At 37.3% G+C, this 25,574-nt stretch carries 21 protein-coding genes; 2 read left to right on the forward strand and 19 right to left on the reverse strand.

The window, feature by feature from the left end; genetic code table 11:
* From D569_RS0107225 to D569_RS0107290, 14 genes are all read right to left on the reverse strand, one after another.
* The gene (locus D569_RS0107225) at positions 1–705 is read right to left on the reverse strand and encodes an amino acid ABC transporter permease (protein ID WP_018931742.1); all 705 of its coding nucleotides are present in this window, start codon (positions 703–705) and stop codon (positions 1–3) included.
* A complete protein-coding gene (locus D569_RS0107230) occupies positions 689–1,534 on the reverse strand; it encodes an amino acid ABC transporter substrate-binding protein (RefSeq protein WP_018931743.1) in 846 nt (281 codons plus the stop codon). Before D569_RS0107230 ends, D569_RS0107225 begins: the two co-directional genes overlap by 17 nt.
* A gap of 251 nt (positions 1,535–1,785) precedes the next feature.
* Positions 1,786–2,568 (reverse strand): 2-dehydro-3-deoxy-D-gluconate 5-dehydrogenase KduD, encoded by a 783-nt coding sequence (gene kduD / locus D569_RS0107235; protein ID WP_018931744.1) that lies wholly within the window; start codon positions 2,566–2,568, stop codon positions 1,786–1,788.
* Positions 2,569–2,579: 11 nt separating this feature from the next.
* Positions 2,580–3,410, reverse strand: coding sequence for a 5-dehydro-4-deoxy-D-glucuronate isomerase (gene kduI / locus D569_RS0107240; protein ID WP_018931745.1), 831 nt, complete (start codon positions 3,408–3,410; stop codon positions 2,580–2,582).
* A 65-nt stretch (positions 3,411–3,475) separates the two neighbouring features.
* Positions 3,476–4,174 (reverse strand): rhamnogalacturonan acetylesterase, encoded by a 699-nt coding sequence (locus D569_RS0107245; protein ID WP_018931746.1) that lies wholly within the window; start codon positions 4,172–4,174, stop codon positions 3,476–3,478.
* 37 nt (positions 4,175–4,211) lie between these two features.
* On the reverse strand, positions 4,212–5,780 hold the full coding sequence (locus tag D569_RS0107250) for a glycoside hydrolase family 43 protein (RefSeq protein WP_018931747.1): 1,569 nt from the start codon (positions 5,778–5,780) through the stop codon (positions 4,212–4,214).
* The gene (locus D569_RS0107255; protein WP_018931748.1) at positions 5,780–7,264 is read right to left on the reverse strand and encodes a glycoside hydrolase family 28 protein; all 1,485 of its coding nucleotides are present in this window, start codon (positions 7,262–7,264) and stop codon (positions 5,780–5,782) included. The genes D569_RS0107250 and D569_RS0107255 overlap by 1 nt, the downstream gene beginning before the upstream one ends.
* 12 nt (positions 7,265–7,276) lie before the next feature.
* On the reverse strand, positions 7,277–7,591 hold the full coding sequence (locus tag D569_RS0107260; protein WP_026287252.1) for a cupin domain-containing protein: 315 nt from the start codon (positions 7,589–7,591) through the stop codon (positions 7,277–7,279).
* Complete coding sequence (locus D569_RS0107265; RefSeq protein ID WP_018931750.1) at positions 7,588–8,799, reverse strand: MFS transporter; 1,212 nt, start codon at positions 8,797–8,799, stop codon at positions 7,588–7,590. The genes D569_RS0107260 and D569_RS0107265 overlap by 4 nt, the downstream gene beginning before the upstream one ends.
* A gap of 3 nt (positions 8,800–8,802) precedes the next feature.
* Positions 8,803–9,930 (reverse strand): hypothetical protein, encoded by a 1,128-nt coding sequence (locus tag D569_RS0107270; RefSeq protein ID WP_018931751.1) that lies wholly within the window; start codon positions 9,928–9,930, stop codon positions 8,803–8,805.
* Between the two features lie 24 nt (positions 9,931–9,954).
* On the reverse strand, positions 9,955–10,833 hold the full coding sequence (locus D569_RS0107275) for a carbohydrate ABC transporter permease (RefSeq protein ID WP_018931752.1): 879 nt from the start codon (positions 10,831–10,833) through the stop codon (positions 9,955–9,957).
* A 29-nt stretch (positions 10,834–10,862) separates the two neighbouring features.
* A complete protein-coding gene (locus D569_RS0107280) occupies positions 10,863–11,825 on the reverse strand; it encodes an ABC transporter permease (RefSeq protein WP_018931753.1) in 963 nt (320 codons plus the stop codon).
* Positions 11,826–12,072: 247 nt separating this feature from the next.
* Entirely contained in the window at positions 12,073–13,569 is a 1,497-nt protein-coding gene (locus D569_RS0107285; RefSeq protein ID WP_018931754.1) for an extracellular solute-binding protein, read from the reverse strand.
* A gap of 294 nt (positions 13,570–13,863) precedes the next feature.
* Entirely contained in the window at positions 13,864–15,408 is a 1,545-nt protein-coding gene (locus D569_RS0107290; RefSeq protein ID WP_018931755.1) for an extracellular solute-binding protein, read from the reverse strand.
* 362 nt (positions 15,409–15,770) lie between these two features.
* Between D569_RS0107290 and D569_RS0107295 the strand changes: the two genes are divergently transcribed.
* Entirely contained in the window at positions 15,771–16,430 is a 660-nt protein-coding gene (locus D569_RS0107295; RefSeq protein ID WP_245548491.1) for a YesL family protein, read from the forward strand.
* 44 nt (positions 16,431–16,474) lie between these two features.
* Positions 16,475–18,778: an AraC family transcriptional regulator gene (locus D569_RS0107300; protein WP_018931757.1), complete on the forward strand. Its 2,304-nt coding sequence runs from the start codon at positions 16,475–16,477 to the stop codon at positions 18,776–18,778.
* Positions 18,779–18,895: 117 nt separating this feature from the next.
* On the opposite strand, the gene larC is transcribed toward D569_RS0107300, so the two are convergent.
* From larC to D569_RS0107325, 5 genes are all read right to left on the reverse strand, one after another.
* Positions 18,896–19,672, reverse strand: coding sequence for a nickel pincer cofactor biosynthesis protein LarC (gene larC, locus D569_RS0107305; RefSeq protein WP_018931758.1), 777 nt, complete (start codon positions 19,670–19,672; stop codon positions 18,896–18,898).
* A 1,012-nt stretch (positions 19,673–20,684) separates the two neighbouring features.
* Positions 20,685–22,163, reverse strand: coding sequence for an alpha-N-arabinofuranosidase (locus tag D569_RS0107310; RefSeq protein WP_018931759.1), 1,479 nt, complete (start codon positions 22,161–22,163; stop codon positions 20,685–20,687).
* Positions 22,164–22,286: 123 nt separating this feature from the next.
* Entirely contained in the window at positions 22,287–23,804 is a 1,518-nt protein-coding gene (gene arfA / locus D569_RS0107315; protein WP_018931760.1) for an arabinosylfuranosidase ArfA, read from the reverse strand.
* A 439-nt stretch (positions 23,805–24,243) separates the two neighbouring features.
* A complete protein-coding gene (locus D569_RS0107320; protein ID WP_018931761.1) occupies positions 24,244–24,672 on the reverse strand; it encodes a DUF4064 domain-containing protein in 429 nt (142 codons plus the stop codon).
* Between the two features lie 31 nt (positions 24,673–24,703).
* Positions 24,704–25,549 carry a carbohydrate ABC transporter permease gene (locus tag D569_RS0107325; RefSeq protein WP_018931762.1) on the reverse strand — a complete coding sequence of 282 codons (846 nt, stop codon included), beginning with the start codon at positions 25,547–25,549 and terminating at the stop codon, positions 24,704–24,706.
* Positions 25,550–25,574: the final 25 nt, after the last annotated feature.

Here is a 25,574-nt window from a genome sequence, read left to right on the forward strand (position 1 = left end):
CTACTTCGCTATATAACGTTCCAGTCTACGCTCAATGATTTCTTGTACAATCGATAATAAAAAGCAAATAATCCAATATAAGACCGCAGCTTCTGTATATAAAAGCAGAAAATCAAACGTATTTGCTGCAATTTCCTGTGCTTTTCGAAATAATTCCGTTACTAAAATCAATGAGGCTAGTGATGTATCCTTGACTAAACTAATAAACGTGTTTGATAGAGGTGGGATGGAAACCCTTGTTGCTTGCGGCAAGATAATTCGACGCAAAGTGGTCCCATATGTCATACCAACTGTATAGCCAGCTTCCCATTGTCCTTTTGGAATCGAAGAAATCGACGCACGAATCACTTCTGATGCATATGCCCCGACGTTTAATGAGAAAGCTATGACTGCACTTGGTAATGGATCAATTGTTAATCCAATCGATGGTAACCCGTAAAACACGATAAATAATTGTACTAATAATGGTGTACCTCTAATTGCTGATACATAAAAAACAGCAGGTGCACGTACAATCGCAACTGAAGACAAGCGCATAACGGCTGTAAGTAGAGCAATCATGAGACCAATCAAAAATGAAACAAGTGCAAGGGGAATCGTATATTTGATTGCCCCTTCCACCATTGGCCAGAGTGCTCGCACAATTAAATCCCAATTACCTGAACCATTTGTGACAGTAAATAGCAGGTTACTGACTAGAAACATCTTCACCAAACCATTCCTCGGAAATTTCCGCTAATGTACCGTCTTCTTTCATTTCTGCTAATGCTTCGTTAAACGCTTCTACCAGCTCTTCATTTCCTTTACGGAATGCAAATGCTGTCTTGGAAACATTATCTTCTTCTGCTGCAATTTTGACTGATTCGTCTTCCGTTTGATTGATATATTCCAATACTGCTAACCTGTCATTCACTGTTAAGTCAACACGACCCAATTTAATATTTTCAATCGCTTGAGCCAGTCCTTCTACACCGATAACTTCTGCTCCATTTTCTTCGGCAATATCATTAAAGTTACTTGTTAAAGATTGTGCAGATTGTTTACCTTCAATATCTTCAAATGATGTAACTTCTTCATTATCTGCAGGGACTACTACTACTGCACCTGTATAAGTATATGGTTCTGAGAAGTCATAATTCTCTAAACGCTCTTCATTAATCCCCACCTGGTTAGCAATCACATCGAATCGTTCTGCATTTAAACCAGCAAACATGGAATCCCATTGTGTTTCATTAAATTCTACTTCCACTCCAAGACGAGACGCAACTTCGCGCATTACTTCCACATCATAACCTGTTAAATTATCTTCTTCATCATGGAAAGTAAATGGTGCATATGTCCCTTCCGTACCTACTGTAATCACACCATCTTCTTGAATTTGTTCATATAAATTCGTGTTTGCATCTTCCTGCGTATCCTCATTTGTTGCATCTTGCTCATCTTCTGTATTTTGTTCTTCTTGATCAGCAGCTCCACATGCTGACAGTACAGCAAATAAACCAATGATCAGAGTAAAAAGTTGTATTTTTTTCATATTGATAACCCCCAGTAATGTTGTCGGTTTTAAACTTTCTTTGCTGATTATACATGACGCCTTATTTAAAGTAAAACAAAAGAGAAGAGACGAATCAATATATTAGTCTCTTCTCTTTCCTATTAAATATGCTTAGGCTTACTAATATTTTGGCTGTAGATACTCCGTGCTATCATCCAACGAGAATTTCCTAAACACCGTTTCATTACATTATAATACTTACTCCAATCAAGACTGTCACTGTTGTTTACTTATCTTGCTAACCAGCCGCCGTCTACTGCTAAGATATGGCCGTTCATGTAGTCTGATGCTTTGCTTGCTAGATATACTATTGTTCCCATCAAATCACTCGGATCTGCCCAATAACCAGCTGGAATTCTCGATAAGATTTCTGCGTTGCGCTTTTCATCGGAACGGATTGGCGCAGTATTCTTCGTTGCAAAATAACCTGGTGCAATGGCATTTACTTGTACCCCATGTTCCGCCAACTCATTCGCAAAAGATTTGGTTAACCCAGCCACAGCATGCTTACTAGCGGTATATGGCGGAATAAATTTTCCACCTTGGAAGGAAAGCATGGATGCAATATTAATAATCTTTCCAGATCCTTTGTCGACCATCACTTTTGCTGCGGCCTGACTTAAGAAGTAAACAGCATCAAGATTTAATGCGATAACGTCATCCCAATCCTGATCTTTAAATTCAAGAAGGGGATTCCGGCGAATGGTACCAGCATTATTGACGAGTATATCGACTGTACCAAAAGCATCAACACAAGCTGGAACAACCTTTTGTAATTGTTCACGGTCCGATAGATCAGCTTGGAAGAATTCAGCATTTCCTTCCATATTATTCAGAAATCCTTTTGTTTCATCCCAATTGGTACCATGTGTTACGACAAATACATCGGCACCAGCCTTAGCCAACGCAACGGTATATGCCTGGCCAAGACCAGTGTTCCCACCGGTAATAAGCGCAGTTTTACCTTTCAATGAGAAATAATCTAGTGAAAAATCTTGTAAACCTTCACCCATGACGCTTCCTCCTAGCGTAATTGATCCATGCTGATATGATCCATATCACTATACGTAATGTTCTCGCCGCACATCCCCCAAATAAATGTATAATTACTTGTAGCCGTTCCAGAGTGAATCGACCAACTTGGAGAAATCACAGCTTGTTCATTCTTCAATACTAAATGTCTTGTTTCACTTGGCTCACCCATAAAATGAAAGACACGAGTATCTTCTTCCATATCAAAATACAGATACACTTCACTACGGCGGTCATGAGTATGTGCTGGCATTGTATTCCATACGCTACCAGGTTGCAACATCGTTAAGCCCATCTGTAGCTGGCAGCTTTCACATACATTAGGGTGAATATATTGATGGATTTTTCTTTCATTTAAAGTCTCTAATTGACCAAGCTCCAATGGCTTAATGTCTTTCATATCAATTTTTACTGTTGGATAAGTATTGTGTGCTGGTGATGATAACATATAAAATTTCGCTGGGGTGACTGGATCATTGGAACCGAACCATACTTCCTTCGTCCCCCGGCTTACATACAATCCATCATGGCGCTTCATGTCATAACGCTCACCGTCTAATATGACATAGCCGTCATTACCGATATTGATTATTCCTAGTTCTCGGCGTTCTAGGAAATAGCTAACACCCAATTGCTTATCAAGATTAATCGTCAACTCGTCAGATGCAGGTGTTACACCACCAAAGATCATTCGGTCCACATGTGTATAGGTTAAGTGAACTTTTCCTGGTTCGAATAATTTCTCGACTAGAAACTTTTCACGTAACTCGTCGGTATTGTATCTTCTAATTTCATTCGGGTGGTTGGCATAACGTACTTCCATTTGTATTCCCCCTCGTAATGTTATCAGCTAATTTCTTCATTCACACATTTACTAAGTGGTTCCAATTACTCAGCAAATAGACTAAATTCTGATTTTACATAAGAAGCTAAAGGATGATTCAAGCTAATTAATGCTTTCACAAATAAAAGACAATGCTGGTGGGCACCTCTTTCATGCAAATGAGTATCATCTTTTAGACCATCAGGATAAGTCGAATATTCACCAGGTTCTAGCCTCATAAACCATTTTTTTGTTTGATCTTTTCCCAGTTCTTGCAACGCTTCTCTAGTTAGTGCGAGCATATCGACACAGACAACATCCTCTTTTTCTGCAAGTTCTCTTACAGCTTGCGGATAATCACCATGCGTTTCTTTTAATCCACCATAATCATCAAAATGCCTACGAGCTATCGATGTTAAAAGAATTGGGGTAACACCGAAAGCTTGTGAACGCTGAATAAAAAATCGTAAATTATCCTGGTAACTTGTAAAAGGTTTCGTTGCGCGTTCCTCATCTGGTTTTTGATCATTATGACCAAACTGGATGAGAACATAATCCCCTTCTTGAAACTCCTTTTCGATCGCATCCCATCGCCCTTCTGCTATAAATGATTTGGTGCTACGACCCGATGCCGCATGATTACGAACAACGAGGTCTTTAGAGAAATATTGATCGAGAATTTGTCCCCAACCCATTTGTGGATATCTTGACTCATCAAAAGTAGCCATTGTAGAGTCTCCTGCTAAAAATAAATGTGTTGGCATTAACTTTCCTCTTCTCCTATTTTAAGTTGCATACTACTTACTCCTCTAACCCATGATATTCAAACCAATCAAAATCTGCATAATTTGTTGATTCCTTTCCATTTCCAGAACAATACATACCGATATATGCCCCAACAAATCCACCAGCAATATCTGTACTTAGAATTCTGCCATCGGCATTTTCCGCTAAAATCTGCCAATCAAACGGCTTAGTCGTATAGAAGAATGAGTAGTCTTGACCATAAGCTTCTACTTTTAAATACACCGTATGCTTATCAACCTCTTCTTTTGCAATGACTTTATCTTCACCTGCTTCTCTTCTTACTAAGCGTACAAAGGTTTGACTTCCTTCTAACAAAACTTCTACACGGAATTGATAATGATGATTTTGTAGTAGAACCAGCCCTGCCGTTTCATGTTCCGTTTTCGCTTCAAATTCGATAACTGTCTGAGCGAAGAAGTTAAGGTGCTGCTGCCTTCTGCCGACAAAAGCAGGATTTTCTTCTTCCATGATTGTTTCCGGTTTTGCTTTAAGCCGTAAGAAGCCAGGACGTTCGCTTAAAGACCAGAAATCCCCTCGTGGTGTTCGGATAAAGTTCCATCTATCATCTAATTGCTCAGATTCAAACGAATCGGCATGAGGCAGTGCAGGCCATTTATGTTCTGGTAAATTGGGAAATTTCATTTCTTGTTCGATGATGCCTTTTCCAGGATTAACAATCGGCCAGCCATCTTCCCATATAAATGGCACAAGGAATGTTTCACGACCAAGATTACGGTAATAGCCGCCGTATGGACGAGAAGCCAGTGCAACCATCCACCAATCACCATTTTGTGTTTCTACGATATCAGCATGGCCAACATTTACGATCGGATGATTGTTACCTAAATGGCGATGGGTTAGGATCGGATTGGTTTCCGTCATTTCGTATGGCCCTGTTACCTCTTTACTTCTAGCAATCGTAACGGCATGTGTATGGCCGGTTCCACCTTCTGCTATGATTAAGTAATACCAGCCATCGATTTTATATAAATGTGGAGCTTCTTGTGCATGGGCATTCTTTAACGCACCATCCCACAAGCTGTACTTCGGACCAACTAATTGTTTCTTCTCTGAATCTAATTCTTGTAGCCAAATTTCATTATGCTTTTTATACTGTTGACCTGACGGCGGCTTCCGATTTCCTGTGTAATAGACTTTGCCATCATCATCAAATAGTAGGGATGGATCAATTCCTGGTGCATCTTCTAACCAATTGGGATCAGACCATGGCCCTCTTGGATCTGTAGCGGTTACATAAAAATTACGCCTTGCCCCAGTCTTACTTACCACAAAGGTTGTAATCATATAAAAGACTCCATCATGATAACGAATGGTTGGTGCATAAATACCTCTTGAATTGGGTGTTTGATCTAAGTTAAGTTGTTCCGGTCGTTCGAGTACATGACCGATTTGCTTCCAATTTACAAGGTCTTTACTATGAAAAATCGGAACACCGGGAAAATATTCAAAACTTGAAGTGACAAGGTAATAATCTTCCCCTACCCGACAGACAGAAGGGTCCGGATAAAACCCTGGAATAATTGGATTTTTAAATATTTTCACTATCTTTCACCTACTTTTTGTAGATTACTTTCATTTCCAACAATGTGCAGTTCTTCTGTATCTTTATATACAAGAACCGATTCATGTTCACTTTGGTTTGTGGAGGTTAATTCCTCAATCTTAATCCGCTTCGCATTATATAATTGAAGTGCTGGTCCTTTTCTAGCCTTCACTTCTACATGGTGGAGACGAAGATCCTCGACATACTTTGTATAAATACCTTCACCAGCCATTTCAATCACCTCACGGACCATATCAGGCTCACCACCTGGAACAGCTTCGTCCTGAGTCATCTCTAATGTGACATGTTCTAAGCTTACTTTTCTAACTGGCATTTCTGGTAATCCGTAGATAAATCCTGCTGCGGCACGACAGTTTCTTGCCGTAATATGACTGATGTTAATCTGTTCCACTACAGGTGTTTTTTCTGTCACAGCTATCGGTGCAGCATCGAGTAACTCTGGGTTGCTTTTACTTACACCATGACGATAAAACGAATTGATGGCTATCGGGCATAGAACGTTGTCCATCATAATATTTTGCACCAAAATATTGCGGATATAACTTCCTCGCTCGCGGTTCGTTTTAATCCTGATCCCACGATCGGTACCATCAAATATACAATTGGAAACAGTAATATTTTCAATTCCACCAGAATTTTCACTACCAAATACAACACCGCCATGTCCATGATGCATCGTACAGTTAGCTACTGTCACATTTTTAGTAGGCACACCATAATTTCGACCATCTTGATTAATCCCTGACTTTAAAACGACACAATCATCTCCGACATCAAAATGACAATCTGTTACTCTGACGTTCTGACAGGAGTCAATATCCAAACCATCGCCATTCGGTGTATCAGAAGGATTCTGAAATGTCACATTTTGAATCGAGACATTATGACAAAACACCAAGTGTGTATTCCAGAATGGCGAATTCTTCACAGTAACTCCCGAAATGGTAATATGCTCTGCTTCAAAAAATTGAATAAGTGGTGGTCGTAAAAATTGTGATGACCATTCTACTAAATTAGTATCTGCCGGTTCCGTGAAATCTTTGTTTGCTTCGGCTATTTCTGCTGTTATAGGAGATTGATATGTTTCTCCGTTTCTTAATTGCTTATTTACCTGCCACCATGCACTCCCATTTCCATCGATTATTCCGTCACCTTTAATGGCTACATTTGTTACATTGGAAGCAAAAATTAGTGGCATAAAGCCCTGACATACATAGCCGGACCAACGGGTTTTTACGACTGGATAACGTTCAAAATCATCGGTGAAACTTAGAACTGTACCAGCATCAAGGTACAATGTCATGTTACTTTTTAATTCAATTGGACCTGTATGATAGGTTCCTGATGGAAGATATACAGTACCACCACCAGCGTTTTCACAATCATCAACGGCTTGTTGAATTGCTCTCGTACTATCGGTATCTTCTTGTACTTGATAATCTTTGACATTGAATAAACTCATTGTCTCACACCTCTAATCTAGTAAATCTTCTCTTAACGGAGTAAATACATCTAATAGTTTACTTTTCGTTAATGCTTTAACACCGTGTACTGCATCGGAAGGTATCCTTAACGACTCTCCTTGTTCGACGATGACTTCTTTTCCATCGACATGAAAAGCTAGTTTACCAGCTAAACAATACGTTAATTGTTCATGTGGATGACTATGTGCTGAACCTTCTGCTCCCTCTTCAAATGAAACTTCCATCATCATTAACTGATCACCTGGTTCATGTATTTTTCTTGTTACTCCTGGCTCTGCTTGTTCCCACTTGTTAACAGCCATCATGATTCCTCCTTTAATTTTGTTATAATTGGTAATATGAACTGAATTGCCATCGCTAACATAATGACATAGGCAACCGTGTTCGTATCAATTTCATTAGAAAATAACATAAACACCACAATTCCTAGCCCTCGACCAATATTAATAATGGTTTCTCTCAAAACGACTGACTCAACACGAAACTCTGATCCTAATGGAATCCGATCAATCCATTGAAAATAGTAGGCTGCATAAGCATTTGCTTGTAGCGGTTTAAACATATTTTGCGTTACCATAAACAAGATGACACTCCACATCGCAATTTCCCAAGTTAAAAAGGAGCCAGATACAAAGAAGCCAATAGCAGCTACCCATAGGTATTTTTTCGTTTGTTCAATATTGGCAAATCGGGAAATGACATAACTTGCTAGTATCGATACAGCGAGAAAACCTGCATTTAAGTATCCAACAACACCTTCATCTTCAAAAATGCTATAGATTAAAATCGGCGGGATATACATCAAAATTCCCTGGGGAAAACCAATAATAAACCACCCTGCTAAAGCATTTCGGAATGCTTTTCTCCGCTCGATAATCTGACCTAAATATTTCATATAATAATTGCGATGACGAATGGATTCTTTCTTGATTCGAAAACTGCCAACCGTCGCAGCTAAAAACATTAGAAAAGCGATTGAGAATACAATGAGATATCCCGACAACCCTGTAAATGAGCCAATAATAAAACCTGCTAAAGCTGGTGCTGTAAGGTTAGCAGACCCCATCACGATCTGATTCCAACCTAAATAGCGATGTCGATTTTGATCTGATGATACTTCATGGACTATGGTAAAATAAGCTACCCAATAAAGGCCCTGTGCTATTCCACGCAAAAGCGCAAATAAATAAAAGTAATGAACAATCTCTTCTTGTACAATAACAATCAGTAAATAAAAAATAGCAGTCATCAATATCCCGTAACGATATATTGTTGTTCTGCCTTTTTTCTTTGATATTTTTCCAATAAAGAAGGTTGTTGCCGCTTGTGATAGAATAGCAACTAAATTATATAGACCATTTACCCACAGACTGTTGGTCAGCCTCCATAAATATAAGTTCACAAAGATAATCGATAGTGATCCACCAAATTGAAAGATCGCATGATTAATTAAAATATTGATAGCATGTGATGATAAACGCTTTTCCTTGTTAAGTTTCATCGATCGAATCAAGCTTTACACTTCTTTCTGTTCGCATATTTTGCCTTCTGCCTCACCTTCCCAGAAATTAGTGGGAATAGGTTTCGGTTTTATTTGCCAAAGGTGGTGTAGCTGTTTTCGAATAAGTGTTGCTTGTGTCGTTGCATTCATATCGCCTTCTTTTAATCCAAGTCCTAGTTCCACTGCCTCAGGCATATTCGGATAAGATTCTCCTTGCTTAACCTGAGCGACATTTGGTGCCTTCGGTGAAGTAGTTAACTCTCGTGAAAAGGCACCATCTTCCTGTTTTAATCTCTTCATATTGTTAATGGTTATTTCTGATATTTCTCTCAGTTCTGTCTCTAAAAAATTCGGCTCGATATAACTTAACAGGTCAATCGGGTTGCGGATATAGCACATATCTACCGCTTCTTCTGTTCTTAAGCACTTTAAGATAGTCTGGTAAATCCGGTCTTGATTCGGCATCGAGATTTGATATCTCCGGTAAAAGGTATGTAATTTAAACGTACCAGATATTTGTACATATAAAGATCCCTCACCCCATAAACCTGTTTCCGGATTTTGCTTTTCTGCTAGATACTCAGTGAAAGCATCAACATATTTTCGTTGTGTTACTTCATCCATTTGTGCAAAATATACGGTCGAAGAAGCAAGCAAGTCACAGCCCCTCCAGCTATTACGTAAGTCAATGCTGTCCCATTTTTCCCGGTAAGAAGATAAGGATTGGGTGTAATCAGGAGCCACCTGATTTTCTACAGGCAATGGATAAAATGGTGATGCCCCCAATCGCTTGAGGCTATTCCATGAATAATAGAGTGCTCGGTGCACCATCACTTCATCTTTTTTCATCTTGGGATCATGATCATAAAAATAACCTGTGGCAGGATCTTGCCTCATTTGATAAAAAGCAATCATTTTTTCTTTCATCGTTTGCGGCATATTATGTAAGAGCAGATGTCTGCGTAAAATATTGATTGCTTGGGAAGTAGACTCGATGTCCGGTGTAAACCGATCATCGAGCACAGAACTTCTTGCATAATAAAATCCGCCTGTAAGTGGATCAAATTGTTCTAATAACCAGGAGAATACACCATCAAACAAATCATCCAGCCTATCGCTTTCTGTCTCACGCCAATTCTTCATGAAAACTACCCCTCTTGAATAGAATTATCCCTTTACAGAACCTAACAGCGCACCTTTAGCAAAGTACTTCTGTAAGAACGGGTATACTAATAGAACTGGAACCGTTGCAACGACGATCGTTGCCATTTTCACCGTTACTTCTGGCGGCGGAACATCTGTGTATGCTTCGGCATCATAGTTCATACCACTAGCTAATACTACAATTTGTCTCAGTAGTACTTGTACCGGCCATTTATCTGCATCTGCTAAATAAAGAATCGCATGCATATAAGTATTCCAGTATGTTACCGCATAGAATAGGGAAATTGTCGCAATTGCTGGTAACGAAATCGGGATGACGATACGAAACAGAATACTAAAATCATTGGCACCATCAATTTTCGCCGATTCTTCTAAACCTTGCGGTAAGTTTAGGAAGAAGCTTCGTAAAATGATCATGTTAAAAGCATTAATCGTTACCGGAACAATAAGCGCCCATAAGGAATCTAATAAACCAGTTTGTTGAACAACTAAGAATGTCGGGATCATCCCACCATTGAACAGAAGGGTAAATACGATTAAGAAGTTAATTACCCGTCGTCCAACAAGATCTCTACGTGATAGACCATATGCTGTTAAAGTGGAGAAGAACATACTCCACAATGTTCCTCCTACCGTTACAATGACAGATACTCCTAAAGCTCTAAAAATGGTATCGGTGGAGAAAATATATTTATACGCTTGTAATGAAAACTCAGTTGGAAAAAGTAAAAATTTCGTTCTAGCAATTTCCGCACTTGTGGCAAAGGAACTACCGACAACGTGAATAAATGGAAGTACGGTAATTAATGCTAAAAGTGCTAATAAAAAATAATTAAAAAAATCAAAGACCCTGCTACCTGCAGAAATTCGTTGTTGTGCCATTTTTTTCACCTCACCTATTGTTGTCTATCTTAATAAATACCTTCTTCATTGAATCTTTTCGCTAACCAGTTAGCAAAGACAACCATTACAAGTCCTACCGCCCCTTTAAAGAAACCGACTGCGGTACTGTAACTAAATTGTCCTTGTTGCAGACCGGCAACATATACATACGTATCAAAAATTTCAGCTACATTCCGGTTTGATGAGTTCAGTAATAGATAAACATGTTCGAAACCTAACTCTAAAACATCCCCGATTTTCAAAATGAGCAGGACAATAATTACATTACGGATCGCCGGCAACGTAATATGCCACATTTGACGGAAACGGTTGGCACCATCCATTCTGGCAGCTTCATATAATTGCGGATCAACCGCTGTGATCGCTGCTAAGAAGATAATCGTTCCCCAGCCAGCTTCCCGCCAGATTACTTGTAAAATATACATCGGGCGGAACCAGTCATCATTTAGAAGGAAATTAACCTTTTGAAAGCCAAGTGTTTCTAAGATAGCGTTTACAATACCGCCATCTAAAGTTAACATTACATAACTAATCGATACGATAACTACCCATGACATAAAGTGCGGGATATAGATAAGCGTTTGAACACCTCGTTTAAAGAAGCTATGTCTTACTTCATTAAGCATAAGCGAAATAATAATCGGAATCGGAAAATAAATAAATATTTGTAATCCAAATAAAACGAGTGTATTCTTAAAAATCATCCAAAATTCTGAACTCGTAAATAAGCGATTGAAGTGTTCGAGCCCGACCCATTCACTTCCAAAAATCCCTAGATATGGCTTATAGTCTTGAAAGGAAATAATTAATCCGTACATCGGTAAATATTTATAAATAAGGAAGTAAATTAAGCCTGGAAGAATCATTAAATAGATCATCTTGTTCCGTTTGACTCTTCGCCATGTTTCGGAACGTTTCATTTTTTTAACTTGTTTCGCTTCTTCTTTTGCAGTTAGTGTCGTCGTTTCCATAAGCAGAATCCTTTCTTTTAAAATTCGATTATGAATAATTGTCTTTAACAAAAGACTACGTTATTGGTTATATAACGTAAATAATCATTATCTTACGAGTTACTATCTATCATGGTGAACAGATCTTTCCCATATAAATGTTTCACATAAGCAACTAACATAACATAATGATCATCTCCTATTCCTATAACCTGATAGATATAGTTGGGCTCTTAAATGTTTCTCTTTAAGAGCCCCTATACTACGATTACTCAGATGCGTTAAACTCTTCGATAATCGCTTCTCCACCTTGTGATTTCCAATCTTCTATTGCATCAGCAAATCCTGCTTCATCAATTTGGCCAATTATATAATTATAGGTTGCGTCCGTAATAATTTCCTGAAGTCTAGCACCATCATCAACATATGTCTCTGAATATAGTGGCACCGTAGGGTCTTCAATTAAATATTCTTCATTTTCTTTGGTTAACTCTTCTGCTTTTTCTTTGATATCATAGTCAAATTTAGATTCATATCGACCATTTGTTTCTGGCTCGCCTATCCCGATAGACATATATGGTTTCACTTCTCTATCTGTTAATGCTTTATCATCAGACGGTAAAGCACGGTCATCTTCTACTTCATAATGTTCTCCTTCAATACCCCAATATGATAGGTTTGCTATTTCAGGTGTCATCATTTGGTCGAAGAAGTCTAAAATATTCAGTAAATCTTCTTCTGTTTCAACAGCGCTTTTTGGGAACATTACTAAACTTCCATAACCAGGAATCGACCAAACTCCGTATTCCCCATCAGGCCCTTTGATTTTGTTTTGTACATCAAACTCCACATCTGGGTTAATGGCTACTGCGTCATTGTTAATACTAACTACATCGCCCATGGACCCGACATACATACCAGCTGTACCATTTTTAAAGAACTCTTGCTGATCTGTTTTACTTGTTACCGGAAAATCCTGATTAATATAACCGTTGTCATACATTTCCTTAAAGAAATCCATGGTTTGTTTATATTCATCAAACATAAACTCTGGCTGCAGTTGGCCATCTTGTTCGCCCCAGTTATTCGGCGTACCAAACCAGGAAGAAACTGTTTTAAAGGCACCATAAATCAAATCACTACGGTCTGTTAAACCAAAAGTATCGTCTTCTCCATTTCCATCTGGATCATCTTCTGTAAATGCTCTTGCCATTTCCATAAATTCATCCGTTGTAGTAGGTTCCTCTAACCCGAGATTATTTGCCCAATCCTTGCGATAGATTAGACCTTGACTTGATAATGGGCGACCTTGGTATAACGTATACAATTTTCCATTTATCCGCGTGTTATCTAAGACCGTGTCCTTTAATTTCGACAAGTTTTCAAATTGATCTAAATACTGTCCAACTTCCCAGAACTGTTCATCTTCAATTGCATCACGGAATTGAATGAATGATGATTGATTTTTTAAGAAAACTGCTTCAGGTAAGGAGTTAGTAGCAAACGCAGTATTTAATCGATCTTCGTAGTTGTTATCTGGTACCCATTGAATTTCAATTTCCTTATTTGTTTCCTCTTCTATTTTCTCTAAGATTTTATCGTTTGGTACTTCTGGTGTATGCAAGTTAGCCATAATGGCAAATGAGTCACCAGACCCCGAACCACCAGCACCTTCACTTGATGCACTATCACCACTACAACCAACAAAAACTAAAAGCGATAAAAGTATTATCGTAGTTAGCTTCCATTTTTTCCGATTTAGCAAGTAAACCACCCTTTACTATGAGTCTTGTTGTACAACAATGTCTCGAACAGTGCTCTTATCTTTTTTTGTTTGACCAAGCATTGTTGCCTTGAAAGAAATCTTACTTCAATGATTCGATAACGTAAATAATCATTATCTTACGAGTTACTTTCTGCACTGATAGAAAGGACTTTCTTATTATACTTGTTTAGCTAAAGCAACTAACATAACATAATGATCATCTCCGAGGTTATGCGTCGTTGAGATATAGATCGGGCTCTTAAAATATCCATTTTAAGAGCCCCTTTACTATGATTACTCTGATGCGTTAAATTCTTCGATAATCGCATCTCCACCTTGCGATTTCCAGTTTTCCACCGCATCATCAAAACCTGCTTCATCAATTTGACCAATGATATAGTTATAGGTTGCATCTGTAATAATCTCTTGAAGTCTAGCACCGTCATCAACGTATGTCTCAGAATAAAGAGGTACCGTAGGATTTTCAATTAAATAGTTTTCATTGTCTTTAAACAATTCTTCCGATTTAGCTTTTACTTCATAATCGAAATAACCTTCATAACGGCCGTTTGTTTCCGGCTCACCAATTTCAATAGCTTGGTAAGGTTTTACTTCTCGATCAAACAAGGATTGATCATCTGTTGGTAATGCACGATCCTCTACTACTTCATAATGCTCACCTTCGATACCCCAGTAAGCATAATTCATTACTTCTGGTGTCATTAATTGATCAAAGAATCCTAAAATTTTAAGTAGATCTTCTTCTGTTTCAACAGAACTTTTCGGAAACATTACTAAACTACCATAACCAGGAATTGCCCATACACCAAATTCTCCGTCTGGACCTTCAATATGGTTATGCACATCAAATTCTACATCTGGATTAATTGCTTCTGCATCATTATAAAGACTGCCAACATCACCCATAGAACCTACATACATACCTGCAGTACCATTCTTAAAGAATTCTTGTTGATCTGGTTTACTAGTTACAGGAAAGTCTTGATTAATGTATCCGTTTTCATGCATTTCCTTAAAGAAATCCATTGTTTGTTTATATTCGTCAAACATAAACTCCGGTAATAGCTGACCATCTTGTTCGCCCCATTCATTCGGAGTTCCGAACCAAGACGATACTGTTTTGAATGCGCCATAAACTAAGTCACTACGGTCTGTTACACCAAATGTATCATCTTCCCCATTGCCATCTGGATCATCTTCGGTAAAGGCTCTAGCCATTTCCATAAACTCGTCTGTTGTAGTCGGCGCTTCTAATCCAAGATTATCTGCCCAATCTTTACGATATATCAAACCTTGTCTTGATAGTGGACGACCTTGATACAATGTGTATAAATTCCCATTAACTCTCGTATTATCCAGTACATTGTCTTTTAAGTTAGACAAATTCTCAAATTGATCTAAATACTGTCCCACTTCCCAGAATTGTTCATCTTCCATCGCATCACGGAATTGAATGAATGTTGTCTGGTTTTTTAAGAATACTGCCTCAGGTAAAGAATTAGTCGCAAAAGCTGTGTTTAATCGATCCTCATAGTTATTATCCGGTACCCATTGAATTTCAATATCCGTATTAGTTGCTTCCTCAATTTGTTCTAATACTTTTTCATTAGGTACTTCTGGTGTGTGTAAGTTTGCCATAATCGTGAAGGCATACGGCTCATCAGAATCTGCCCCTTCTTCTTCATTTGTTTCTTCAGAAGAGTCATCATCTCCACCGCTATTGTCTCCACCTTCTGTTGTACTATCACTACTACATGCTGCTAATAAAACAAATAATAGTAATAACATGATGCCCATAAGTTTTTTCCAATTACTCAAATTAACCACCCTCCAGAATCTAATTTTGTACAGCAATGTTTGCCGTGTACAATCTAATAGTAAGAAACAAATAAGTATTTGTATATAATCACTTCTTCACAGCTGTTGGAAACGCTTACTGTAAAAAGAAAAAAATATTGACTTTCTTGAAAAATGATCATCTTTTCGTGCCGAGTAAAATAATATTAAAAAATGATTATTTTACTGATTGTAACCGTCCAAATCCCTTTATGGACATAGGTTTATACCTCCTTACAAGATGATTATAACGTGTAAGCGCTTTACATTCACTATTTACGGCAGAGCAATAACAAGGTATCCTATATATATTAGCATTCATTTTACAGAATTAGGTGGTTTTTATGATGGAACTTTCAGGAATCTGGGCTGGATTTTACCGTATAAGTGTATGGGTTACCCGATTTGCATGGTTGAATATGCTATGGATCGCCTTTACCTTACTAGGTTTAATTTTCTTCGGAATCATGCCAGCAACAATCGCGATGTTTGCCGTCGTTCGAAAATGGGTTTTAAAAGAATATGATATCCCTGTTTTTGAAACCTTCTTCAAACAATATAAATCTAATTTCCTTCGTGCTAACCTATTCGGCTTAGTCATTTACATTATCGGTTATTTTTTATCTGTCTTTTTAAAGTATACAGGACTAATGAATCATTCAAGTTTATACCCGGTATTGCTCGGAATTTTTGTTATAGCAGCATTCCTTTACGTAATGCTAGTATTGTACATTGCACCAGTTTATGTTCACTATCAACTTCGTTTTTGGCAATATATTCGTTATGCGGTATCAATTGGTGCCGTGAACTTGCACTACTCTATATGTGCTATTACAGTTTTAGCCGGGATATATTTTGCATCTTTGAAATTCCCTGGTATTACACTTTTTTTTAGCTTTAGTGTTAGCGCTTACGTAGCGATGTTTATTATTCACATCGGTTTTAGTCAATTGCTAAAAAAACAACAAGAACAATTGGAACAAGCACCTATATCCACTTCCTAGCGCTATACATTTGTTTAAAATATAACGATTAAGGAAGTATGTCTATGAAAAAATTATCTACTCAACACTATTTTAAACTGATCGCATTTTTAGTTATTTTAAGCACCGTACCTGTTATTATTACTGGTGGATTATCTTATTGGCAATCGTCTAATGCAATTGTGGATTATTCCAATGATGAAAAAAAGCAAAATATTTATCAAATACAAACCAACGTAGAGCAAGTATTAAGGTACATTGATTTATCTACAACTTATTTTGTACGCTCAGCTCAAACACAAGAATTTTTAAAAGAAGATATGAACGGGAGATCCTTTAATGATTTTCATAAATTAAGAAAAGATTTAAACCATTTACAAACCATTGAGACTGGCATAGAAGATGTGATATTAGTAAGTTTCGATAAAAGATGGCTAATTAATAACGATGGTTTAGTACACCTTGATAATCAAGCCTATGAACAAATAAACACCAATTATTTACGGATACCTGAGAAATCTGTTTGGTTGATGGAAGAAGCAAGCCAAATAAATTTACCGAATGCGACGAAAAAGAGCTGTTCTCATTATATTAATTTAGTGAAGAAATTGCCGCTCTTATCGTCTCAACCGGATGGTCTTATATCTGTTATCGTTCCTACTTGTGAATTAACTGAAATCATGGCACAGAGCAATGATAGTGAGTCATTTATTATTTTAGATGAAAATAATCAAACAATTGCCCATAGTAATACGGAATACACAGGTGAAGACGGGTATATCCCCAATAATTTATTTGAGAGGATTGACCGAGACGAATTAGAGGGTCAATTCGAGTATCAAATTAATAATACGGATTTCAAAGTCTCCTATCAAACTTCAGAATATAATGACTGGACTTATCTTTCATTAGTGAAATTAAGTGACTTGCATATGAAATCAAGCTCTATCGGTTGGTTAACCGTCTTAATTGTTTCGATATTATTAATTCTTTCATTATGTATTGCTTTTATTGGTAGCAAGATTTTATATAAACCTGTCAAAAAATTAAAAAGTGTGATAGCTTCTTCAGATGACGGTAAGTCCGCAGCGGAAAAAGCCACAAATGAATTCGATTTAATCGAGACACATATCGAAAAATTGTTAAATCAAAATCATCTGTTGGAAAAACGGGTTCAAAGCCAAGTTACACAGTTAAAACAGCTTTTCATGATTCGATTATTACAGGGGAAAGTAACAAGCAGTGAATTACCACTAAAAGTGAAGTCATTCAATTATAACCAGGATTGGACCGAATTAACGGTATTTTCATTAAAATTAGATGAAATAGACCAAAAGAAATTTAATGAAAATGATCAAGATCTGATTCTTTTTGCTATCAACAATTTAATTGAGGATCTTATTCCAAGCGAAGAGCGATTTACTCCAGTAGTAATTAACGATGCCCAATCCACTTTAGTTATTACAAAGTGCAACAATCAATCAGATTATACACATATCATAAATCAGAAGGTAAAACTAATCCAAACAAAAGTGATGGAGTTATTTCACTTATCAGTCAGCATTGGTATCAGTAACCGTTACTATGAATTAGAAGATTCCAATATTGCTTTTAAAGAAAGTAAGGAAGCACTAAAATATCGTCTGAAAATGGGCGAGTCTTCGATCATTTTTTACGAAAACTTAAACAGACGCTACTCTAGTGTTGCTCCTTACCCGACAGCAATTAAGAATAAGATTTTTGATGCGATTAAATTAAGTGATAAGGAACAAGCGTTATCTGAGCTCTCGAAGTTTTTTGATTATTTGGATAGAAACGATATTCATCATCAACAGCTGGAAATTATCTTATCAAGGTTCTTATATGAATTATATGAATTAAAAGAATTGCTTGGGGCAAATGTAGAAGACTTTCAATCAACGGATATGATTACCTATTATCAAAACTTGAACTCAATTGAAGCGATCCATGATTGGGTAAGCCAGCAAATTATCATTCCATTAATCGATAGTATCGATGCCAAAGACGATTCAAAGAATAAGAAAATCTCTGATAAAATGATTCGGATTATCCATGAAGATTATGATAAAGACATTTCACTAGATGTGATCGCTGCTGAGTTACACTATAACCCGAATTATTTAAGCAGTATTTTTCAAAAGGAAACAGGATACTCTTTTAGTGAATATTTACTTCGTTACCGTCTCAACAAAGCAAAAGAATGGCTCACGACAACTAATATGTCTGTAAAGGAGATTGCTGAAAAGCTGCAATATAACAATTCTCAAAACTTTATTCGGTCATTTAGAAAAATGGAAGAAATCACCCCTGGTAAATACCGGGCACAATATAAAAGTAAAGAAGCATGAGAGACTGTCCCATAAGTTAACGCAAAGAACTTATGGGCAGTCTTTTTTCTATAACACTTTTTACGGGGGCTACCACTATTTACAGTTTTGCAGGTTCTCTGAATTAGATGAACGAGGTCACTGTTCACTTTCACCGATGATGACTCTTAATACATTTGGGTGATTTTCAAATGTTTTCGTACCAGCACCATAGCCAATTGTATCTACTGTGATGTTTGGCATCGCCGAGAAATCCGTTGCTAATGTCTTAATGATGGCAGCTCCAGTAGGGGTTGTTAATTCCCCCTTTACAGCGCTTTCTTTTAATGGAATACCCTTTAATACTTCTAATGTAGCTGGGGCAGGCACCGGATAAACTCCATGATCAATATGAATGTGACCAGATCCAACTGGAATTGGAGAAGATATAATTCGATCAATCTCTAATTTATCTATTAATATGGCAGTACCAACAATATCAATAATTGAATCTATGGCACCAACTTCATGAAAATGAACATTTTCCAGATTCATTCCATGTATTTTTGCTTCCGCTTCACCGATCACACGGAACATTTCTAAAGACATTTTTTTTACCGATGCGTTTAGTTCACTATTCTCAATAAGATGGACAATATCTTTATAATGTCGATGATGATGAGAATGACCGTGATGATGACTATCATCATGGCGATGGTCGTGATGATGCTCCTCTTCATATATCACATCAAACTTATTACTATGTATACCGTTTTTCACAGTTTTACTAAGCTGTAATTGATACTCTTTTTCTAAATGTAAGGCTTTAAGCTGTTTCTCCAACCACTCTAAAGATATACCTGTATCCAATAAAGAGGCAATGGTCATATCCCCACTTATCCCGGAAAAACAGTCAAAATACAACGTTTTTGTCATCCTTTTTCTCCTCCATTTTTTGTCTTCTTATTTGCATTTTATCCTACGTATATTAATTAACACAACACATAATCATTTATTATGAAAAACTGAGCAAAATTCGCTCAGCCCTTGTGACTAAAATGCTAAAGGTTTACCATTTCTCTAGCATCCATTTTGAAATATTTGAACAGCCTTCGTTAAGATCTTCTCTACAACACTAGCAAGAAGTAACACAGCTGCTTTTATACTCACGGATAGCGGTCCAATTAAGAAAAACCGGGAAAGGCCACCCGGTCCTTTTCATTGGCCAAAATAATATATCGATAGTATAAAGTAATTATTTTGAGATAGATATTGGGCGTAACAACCGCTACGGCTTGCCCACTTCGCTTTCCGTGGGGCGGGTCTTCAGCTAACTTTTGTAAAGAAGATCGCTTTACAAAAGTGGATCTTCAGATCACGCTGATCCCACAGGAGTCGAAGTGGACGCCTACGCTCATTCATGCTCTACAATGAATGTACTCGCTGACATTCCAATTTTATTAAACAGGTTAAGAAAGCTCGAGCAGTTAGCAGTCACAAACGTTGTAGAACAGTTTCATAGCGGAGGCCGTCCACTTCCACTCCTACGGGATGATTTTCGACTAAGATCCACTTTGATAAGCGCTCTTTGCTTACCAAAGTTAGCTTAGGCGAAAATCCCGTGGAAAGGGAAGTGGACAGCCGCAGCGATGGTTTCCTGTACAAGCTATTTCAAAATGGCTACTCTGCTTACAAATACGTTGATACCGCGGATTATATACTTTCCTATATTAGTAAAAAAGGGCAACCTATTCTTATGACAGAATTGTTGGACCCGCTAATAGCGGAGACTAATTACAGAGACTCCTTCGGAAATAGCGCGAGTCGAAAATCCACTTCGCAATGTTAGTTGAGGGCATGCCCGTGGAAAGCTAGACTAATACCAAAGTTTTATTCTTTCTCAAGAAAAAAGCCGATAAGGTTAACCTTACCGACTTTAATAGTTCTATTATTTAATTGTAATACTTAAAACTGATTTCGATGGTAATGTTAGTGTTAGTTCACTGCCACTTGTCTGAAAGTCATCAAACGCGACTGGTTTTACATTGTCTGGATTCTCAAACGTATTATGAGCATCCATTTCATCCGCAGTAATGATACGACCGGACACATTGGCAAGATCTTTACCACGTAAATCTACTGCTAAATCTGCAGTTTTCGCTTTATCTAAGTTACATAAAGTAATGGTAACAGAGCCATCTGCCGCTTTCGAAGCAGAAGCGGAAACCTGTGGGATTTCCTTATCTCCGACTTTAATAGAATCACTTTCGATGTTAAGATCTAAACGTTCTGCATCTTGGTGTGCTTTATACATTTCAAACACATGATAAGTAGGAGTTAAAATCATTTTTTCCTTATCTGTTAAGATCATTGATTGAATAACGTTGATCGTTTGCGCAATATTTGCCATTTGAACACGATCATTGTGTTCATTAAAGATATTAAGTGAAATACCTGCAACTAATGCATCACGGATCGTGTTTTGCTGATATAAGAAACCTGGATTTGTGCCTGGTTCTACATCATACCACGCACCCCATTCATCAAAAATGATCGCAATACGTTTTTCAGGATCGTATTTATCCATAATTGTACTATGCTTTTCTATAAGCTCTTCCGTATATACTGTTTTTTGCATCGTAATATCCCAAACCTCTTCGGAAAAACCAGTTGCTGGTCCTTTGTTCCAGAAACCGCCTGGATGTACGTAATAGTGAAGACTTAAACCGTCCATAAATGGAGCAGCTTCACGCATTAACACTTCTGTCCAATTATAGTCATCTACATTGGCACCACCAGCGATACGGAAGATTTTATTATCTCCGTAATCCCTTACATATGTCTGGAAGCGTCGGTATAAATCAGCATAATATTGTGGGCGCATGTTACCGCCACAACCCCAGTTTTCATTACCTACGCCAAAGTATTTTAACTTCCAAGGCTCTTCTTTGCCATTTTCTTTACGCCAGTTAGCCATTGGAGACTCACCGTTGAATGTCATATATTCTACCCATTCTGACATCTCTTGAACAGTACCACTTCCGACATTTCCATTAATATATGGTTCTGTGTCGAGCATATCACATAGCATATAAAATTCATGAGTACCGAAATGGTTATTTTCGATTACACCACCCCAGTGTGTATTAACCATACGCTTCCGATTTTCTCTCGGACCAATACCATCTTTCCAATGGTATTCATCAGCAAAACAGCCACCAGGCCAACGAAGTACTGGAATATTTAGATTACGCAATGCTTCGACAACATCATTGCGAATCCCATTTGTGTTTGGGATATCAGAATCTTCACCAACCCAGAAACCTTCATAAATACATCGACCTAAATGTTCTGCAAAGTGTCCATAAATATTTTTGTTAATTGTGCCTTTTCCGACATCAGCGTTGACAATTACTTTTTTCGTCATACTTATCACCTCATTATAAATTTAATCGTATTTCTTTAAGACGGTGCTACTGTTCCTTGAAATCCCCACTTCAAGGTTCAAGTAAATCACTAACCCACAGTAGGAAAGGATGTCACAACTCTGTTAAGCTTTCTTTTGTAGACGAATCATGTTCCATGAGAATTTAGGGAAAACAGCTGTCAGTTTTCCATCATCCACGTAAGACTCTCCGTTCGCATGTGGTTTGACATTCTCTTGACCAGCAAGGTTTACAGCTTTCGCATCTTCATTTTCAAGTACTACATGTTCTACTACATCAAAACCTTCAAATGAACGGACATCGATATCCACTTCTAATGGTTTTTCTAAGTGACGATTTGTAGCAAATACAACTAACTCTTCTTTTTCCTCATTGTATACAACAGATGAATCGAGGTAAGGAACATCTGTAAAGTCTTTACTATCATATTTAGGTGAGCTTACTACTGGATTAAGCGCTACACCACGACCATATACTGAAGTATAGTAATATGGATAGAAAATCGTCTGTTTCCATGCAGCCCCACCATTTTCTGTCATGATTGGTGCTATAACGTTTACAAGTTGAGCCATACAAGCAATTTTCACACGGTCAGAATGACGGAGCATTGTATTTAACATACTGCCTACTAATAAAGCATCTTCGAACGTATACACATCTTCTAGTTGAGGCGGTGCTACTGTCCATGGTTCAATTTCTTTATCCTGCTCATTGGAATGGAACCAAACATTCCATTCGTCAAAACTTAAGTACATTTTCTTTTTGCTGCGTTTTTTCGCTTTAATATAATCACATGTAGCGATTACAGTTTGAATAAAGTCTTCCATATCCATCGATTTCGCTAAATAGTTAGCCGTATCACCACTACGATTACCATAGTATTGGTGTAATGAAATATAATCAGCTACTTCATAGGTATGCTCAAGTGTTTCTGCTTCCCAGCTAGGGAATGTTGGCATATTAGAATTAGAGCTGCCACAGCTTACCAATTCGATTTCCGGATCTACTAGTCTCATAGCTTTAGCTGTTTCGGAAGCTAAACGACCGTATTCGTAGGCTGTTTTTTGACCTACCTGCCAAGGCCCGTCCATTTCATTCCCAAGACACCATGTTTTAATATTGTGAGGGTTTTCATAACCGTGAGATTTACGCAAATCACTCCAGTATGTTCCACCAGGGTGGTTACAATACTCTAATAGATTTCGGGCAGCATCGATTCCTCGTGTACCTAAATTAACTGCCATCATTACATCTGTATTAGCTGCTTTTGCCCAATCCACAAACTCGTTCGTACCAACCTGATTTGTTTCTGTCACTCTCCATGCCAGCTCCAAACGTTTTGGACGGTCTTCCTTTGGACCAACTCCATCTTCCCAGTTGTAGGCAGAGACCATATTTCCCCCTGGGTATCTGACAATGGGTACTTGTAATTCCTTAACTAAATCCATAACATCTTGACGGAAACCATTTTCGTCTGCTGTTGGATGTTCAGGTTCATAGATTCCCCCATATACAGCTCTTCCTAGGTGCTCGATGAATGATCCATAGACTCTAGGGTCAATCTCAGAGATTTGAAACTCTTTGTCTATAACCATTTTTGCTTTTACTGTTTCATTTACCATCTCTTTCATCCTTTCTTAGACAATTTCTATATTCTCTTTAATTAATACGCTTACACAAAATATTGCACGCACATAATTTAGAATTCTTGCTAAACATGTACGTACATTTAGATTATGGTATATTTAATAGTTTGTCAAGTTAAGAACAAGCAGAATGAATCAATATATTAAATAGGGAAAAACTAAGCTATCACATCACGGTAATATCTTCTATTCAACTGACTGAGACACTTTCCAGTTCTTCTTACGCGATCGATAATTGATTTGTAAACGCTGATGGATAATTTGCGAAAAGTAAAATTCTTTGTTGTCTACAGCCATTTTGGTTTTTACTGTTCTTGTAGCATCTCTTTCATCCACTTATGTATTATGAGTCATGTTTAAATAAGTACGATTTAATTTAACTGTTAAAATCTTTGTAGTAACTAATATATTCTCTTTAATTGTTTATTGCTTCTTCGACTTTGGGATTAGAAAGTCTAATAGCTTTATTTTTTGCCACATAAATTATAAAGGCAATCATATATACTAAAAATCCGAGTATATCCATGGATAAAAGCTGTATAACAGTCCAAATTCCAACCCATATCATCACTTTCTTCTGAATCTCGTTATCTCTTAACTTTACAGCAACAAAAAAACTTATTAAGGCACCTATTAATGTAAACAAACCAAAGATAAAAATAATGCTAGAAATATTATTAACCATCTGTGAACCGGCTATCATCGTTTCCATATCAGCGTTTTTTAATTGTTGTTCACCTTGACGATTAAACCAGGAATTATAGCTAAAAATGGTTAACAATGCTGTAATTAGATTCCAAATAGCACCTGTTATTAACAACTTTCTTTCTAATCCTCTTTTCATTTTCTCGCCTCATTTCTATCTTGGTTTTTGTTTACCCTTTAATACCGGAATTTAAGTTAATTGCTGAAACAAAATATTTCTGCGCAAAGAAAAATAATAACAAGGTTGGTATGATCGCCAAGATGGCCGACCCCATTAATTGCCCTATCATACGATAGTTGCCATATACATCCTGTAATAACAATAAACCAGCTGTAACCGGCATCTTATTAACATCTGTATATACGATTACAGGCCACAAAAAATCGTTCCATGAACCAGTAAAAGAAAACAAACCACAAACAATTAACACTGGTCGAATTAATGGTAAGATAATCCTGGAAAAGATTTTAAAGTCACTTGCTCCATCCACTCTGGCTGATTCATCCAATTCCATTGGAATCCCTTTCATGAATTGTCTAACTAGAAAGATATTCCCCATACCTGCTAGTCCAGGGACAATCATTGCCCAAGGAGTATTTACCCATCCTAGTATATCAATAATTTTATAAGAAGGGATTAAATTTACAACATTAGGAAAGAAAGAAATTCCTAACAATGTGAAAAATAACAAATCTCTTCCCTTAAATTTCATACGAGAATAACCGTATCCTGTAATGGAAATAACAACAACCACAAGCAGCGTATGCATCGTCGCAATAAATATAGAATTCCAAAGCCATTGCATAATTGGAGCTGTGGATGTATTTTCTAATATGTTTACATAATTCTCAACAATCCAGTTTACAGGTAATAATCTAAACCCTTCATTAACTACTTCTGTCTGCGACCTAAAGGAAGTTACAATACCAAATAATACAGGTATCGCCCAAATAGCACTGACAATGATTAAGAAAAGGTACGCTAAATATTTCGAAACTTTTATCTTTTCAAACATATTACCACCCCTACCCTTTAAATTC

The sequence above is a fragment of the Gracilibacillus lacisalsi DSM 19029 genome, from assembly GCF_000377765.1.
Classification (GTDB): Bacteria; Bacillota; Bacilli; order Bacillales; family Amphibacillaceae; genus Gracilibacillus; species Gracilibacillus lacisalsi.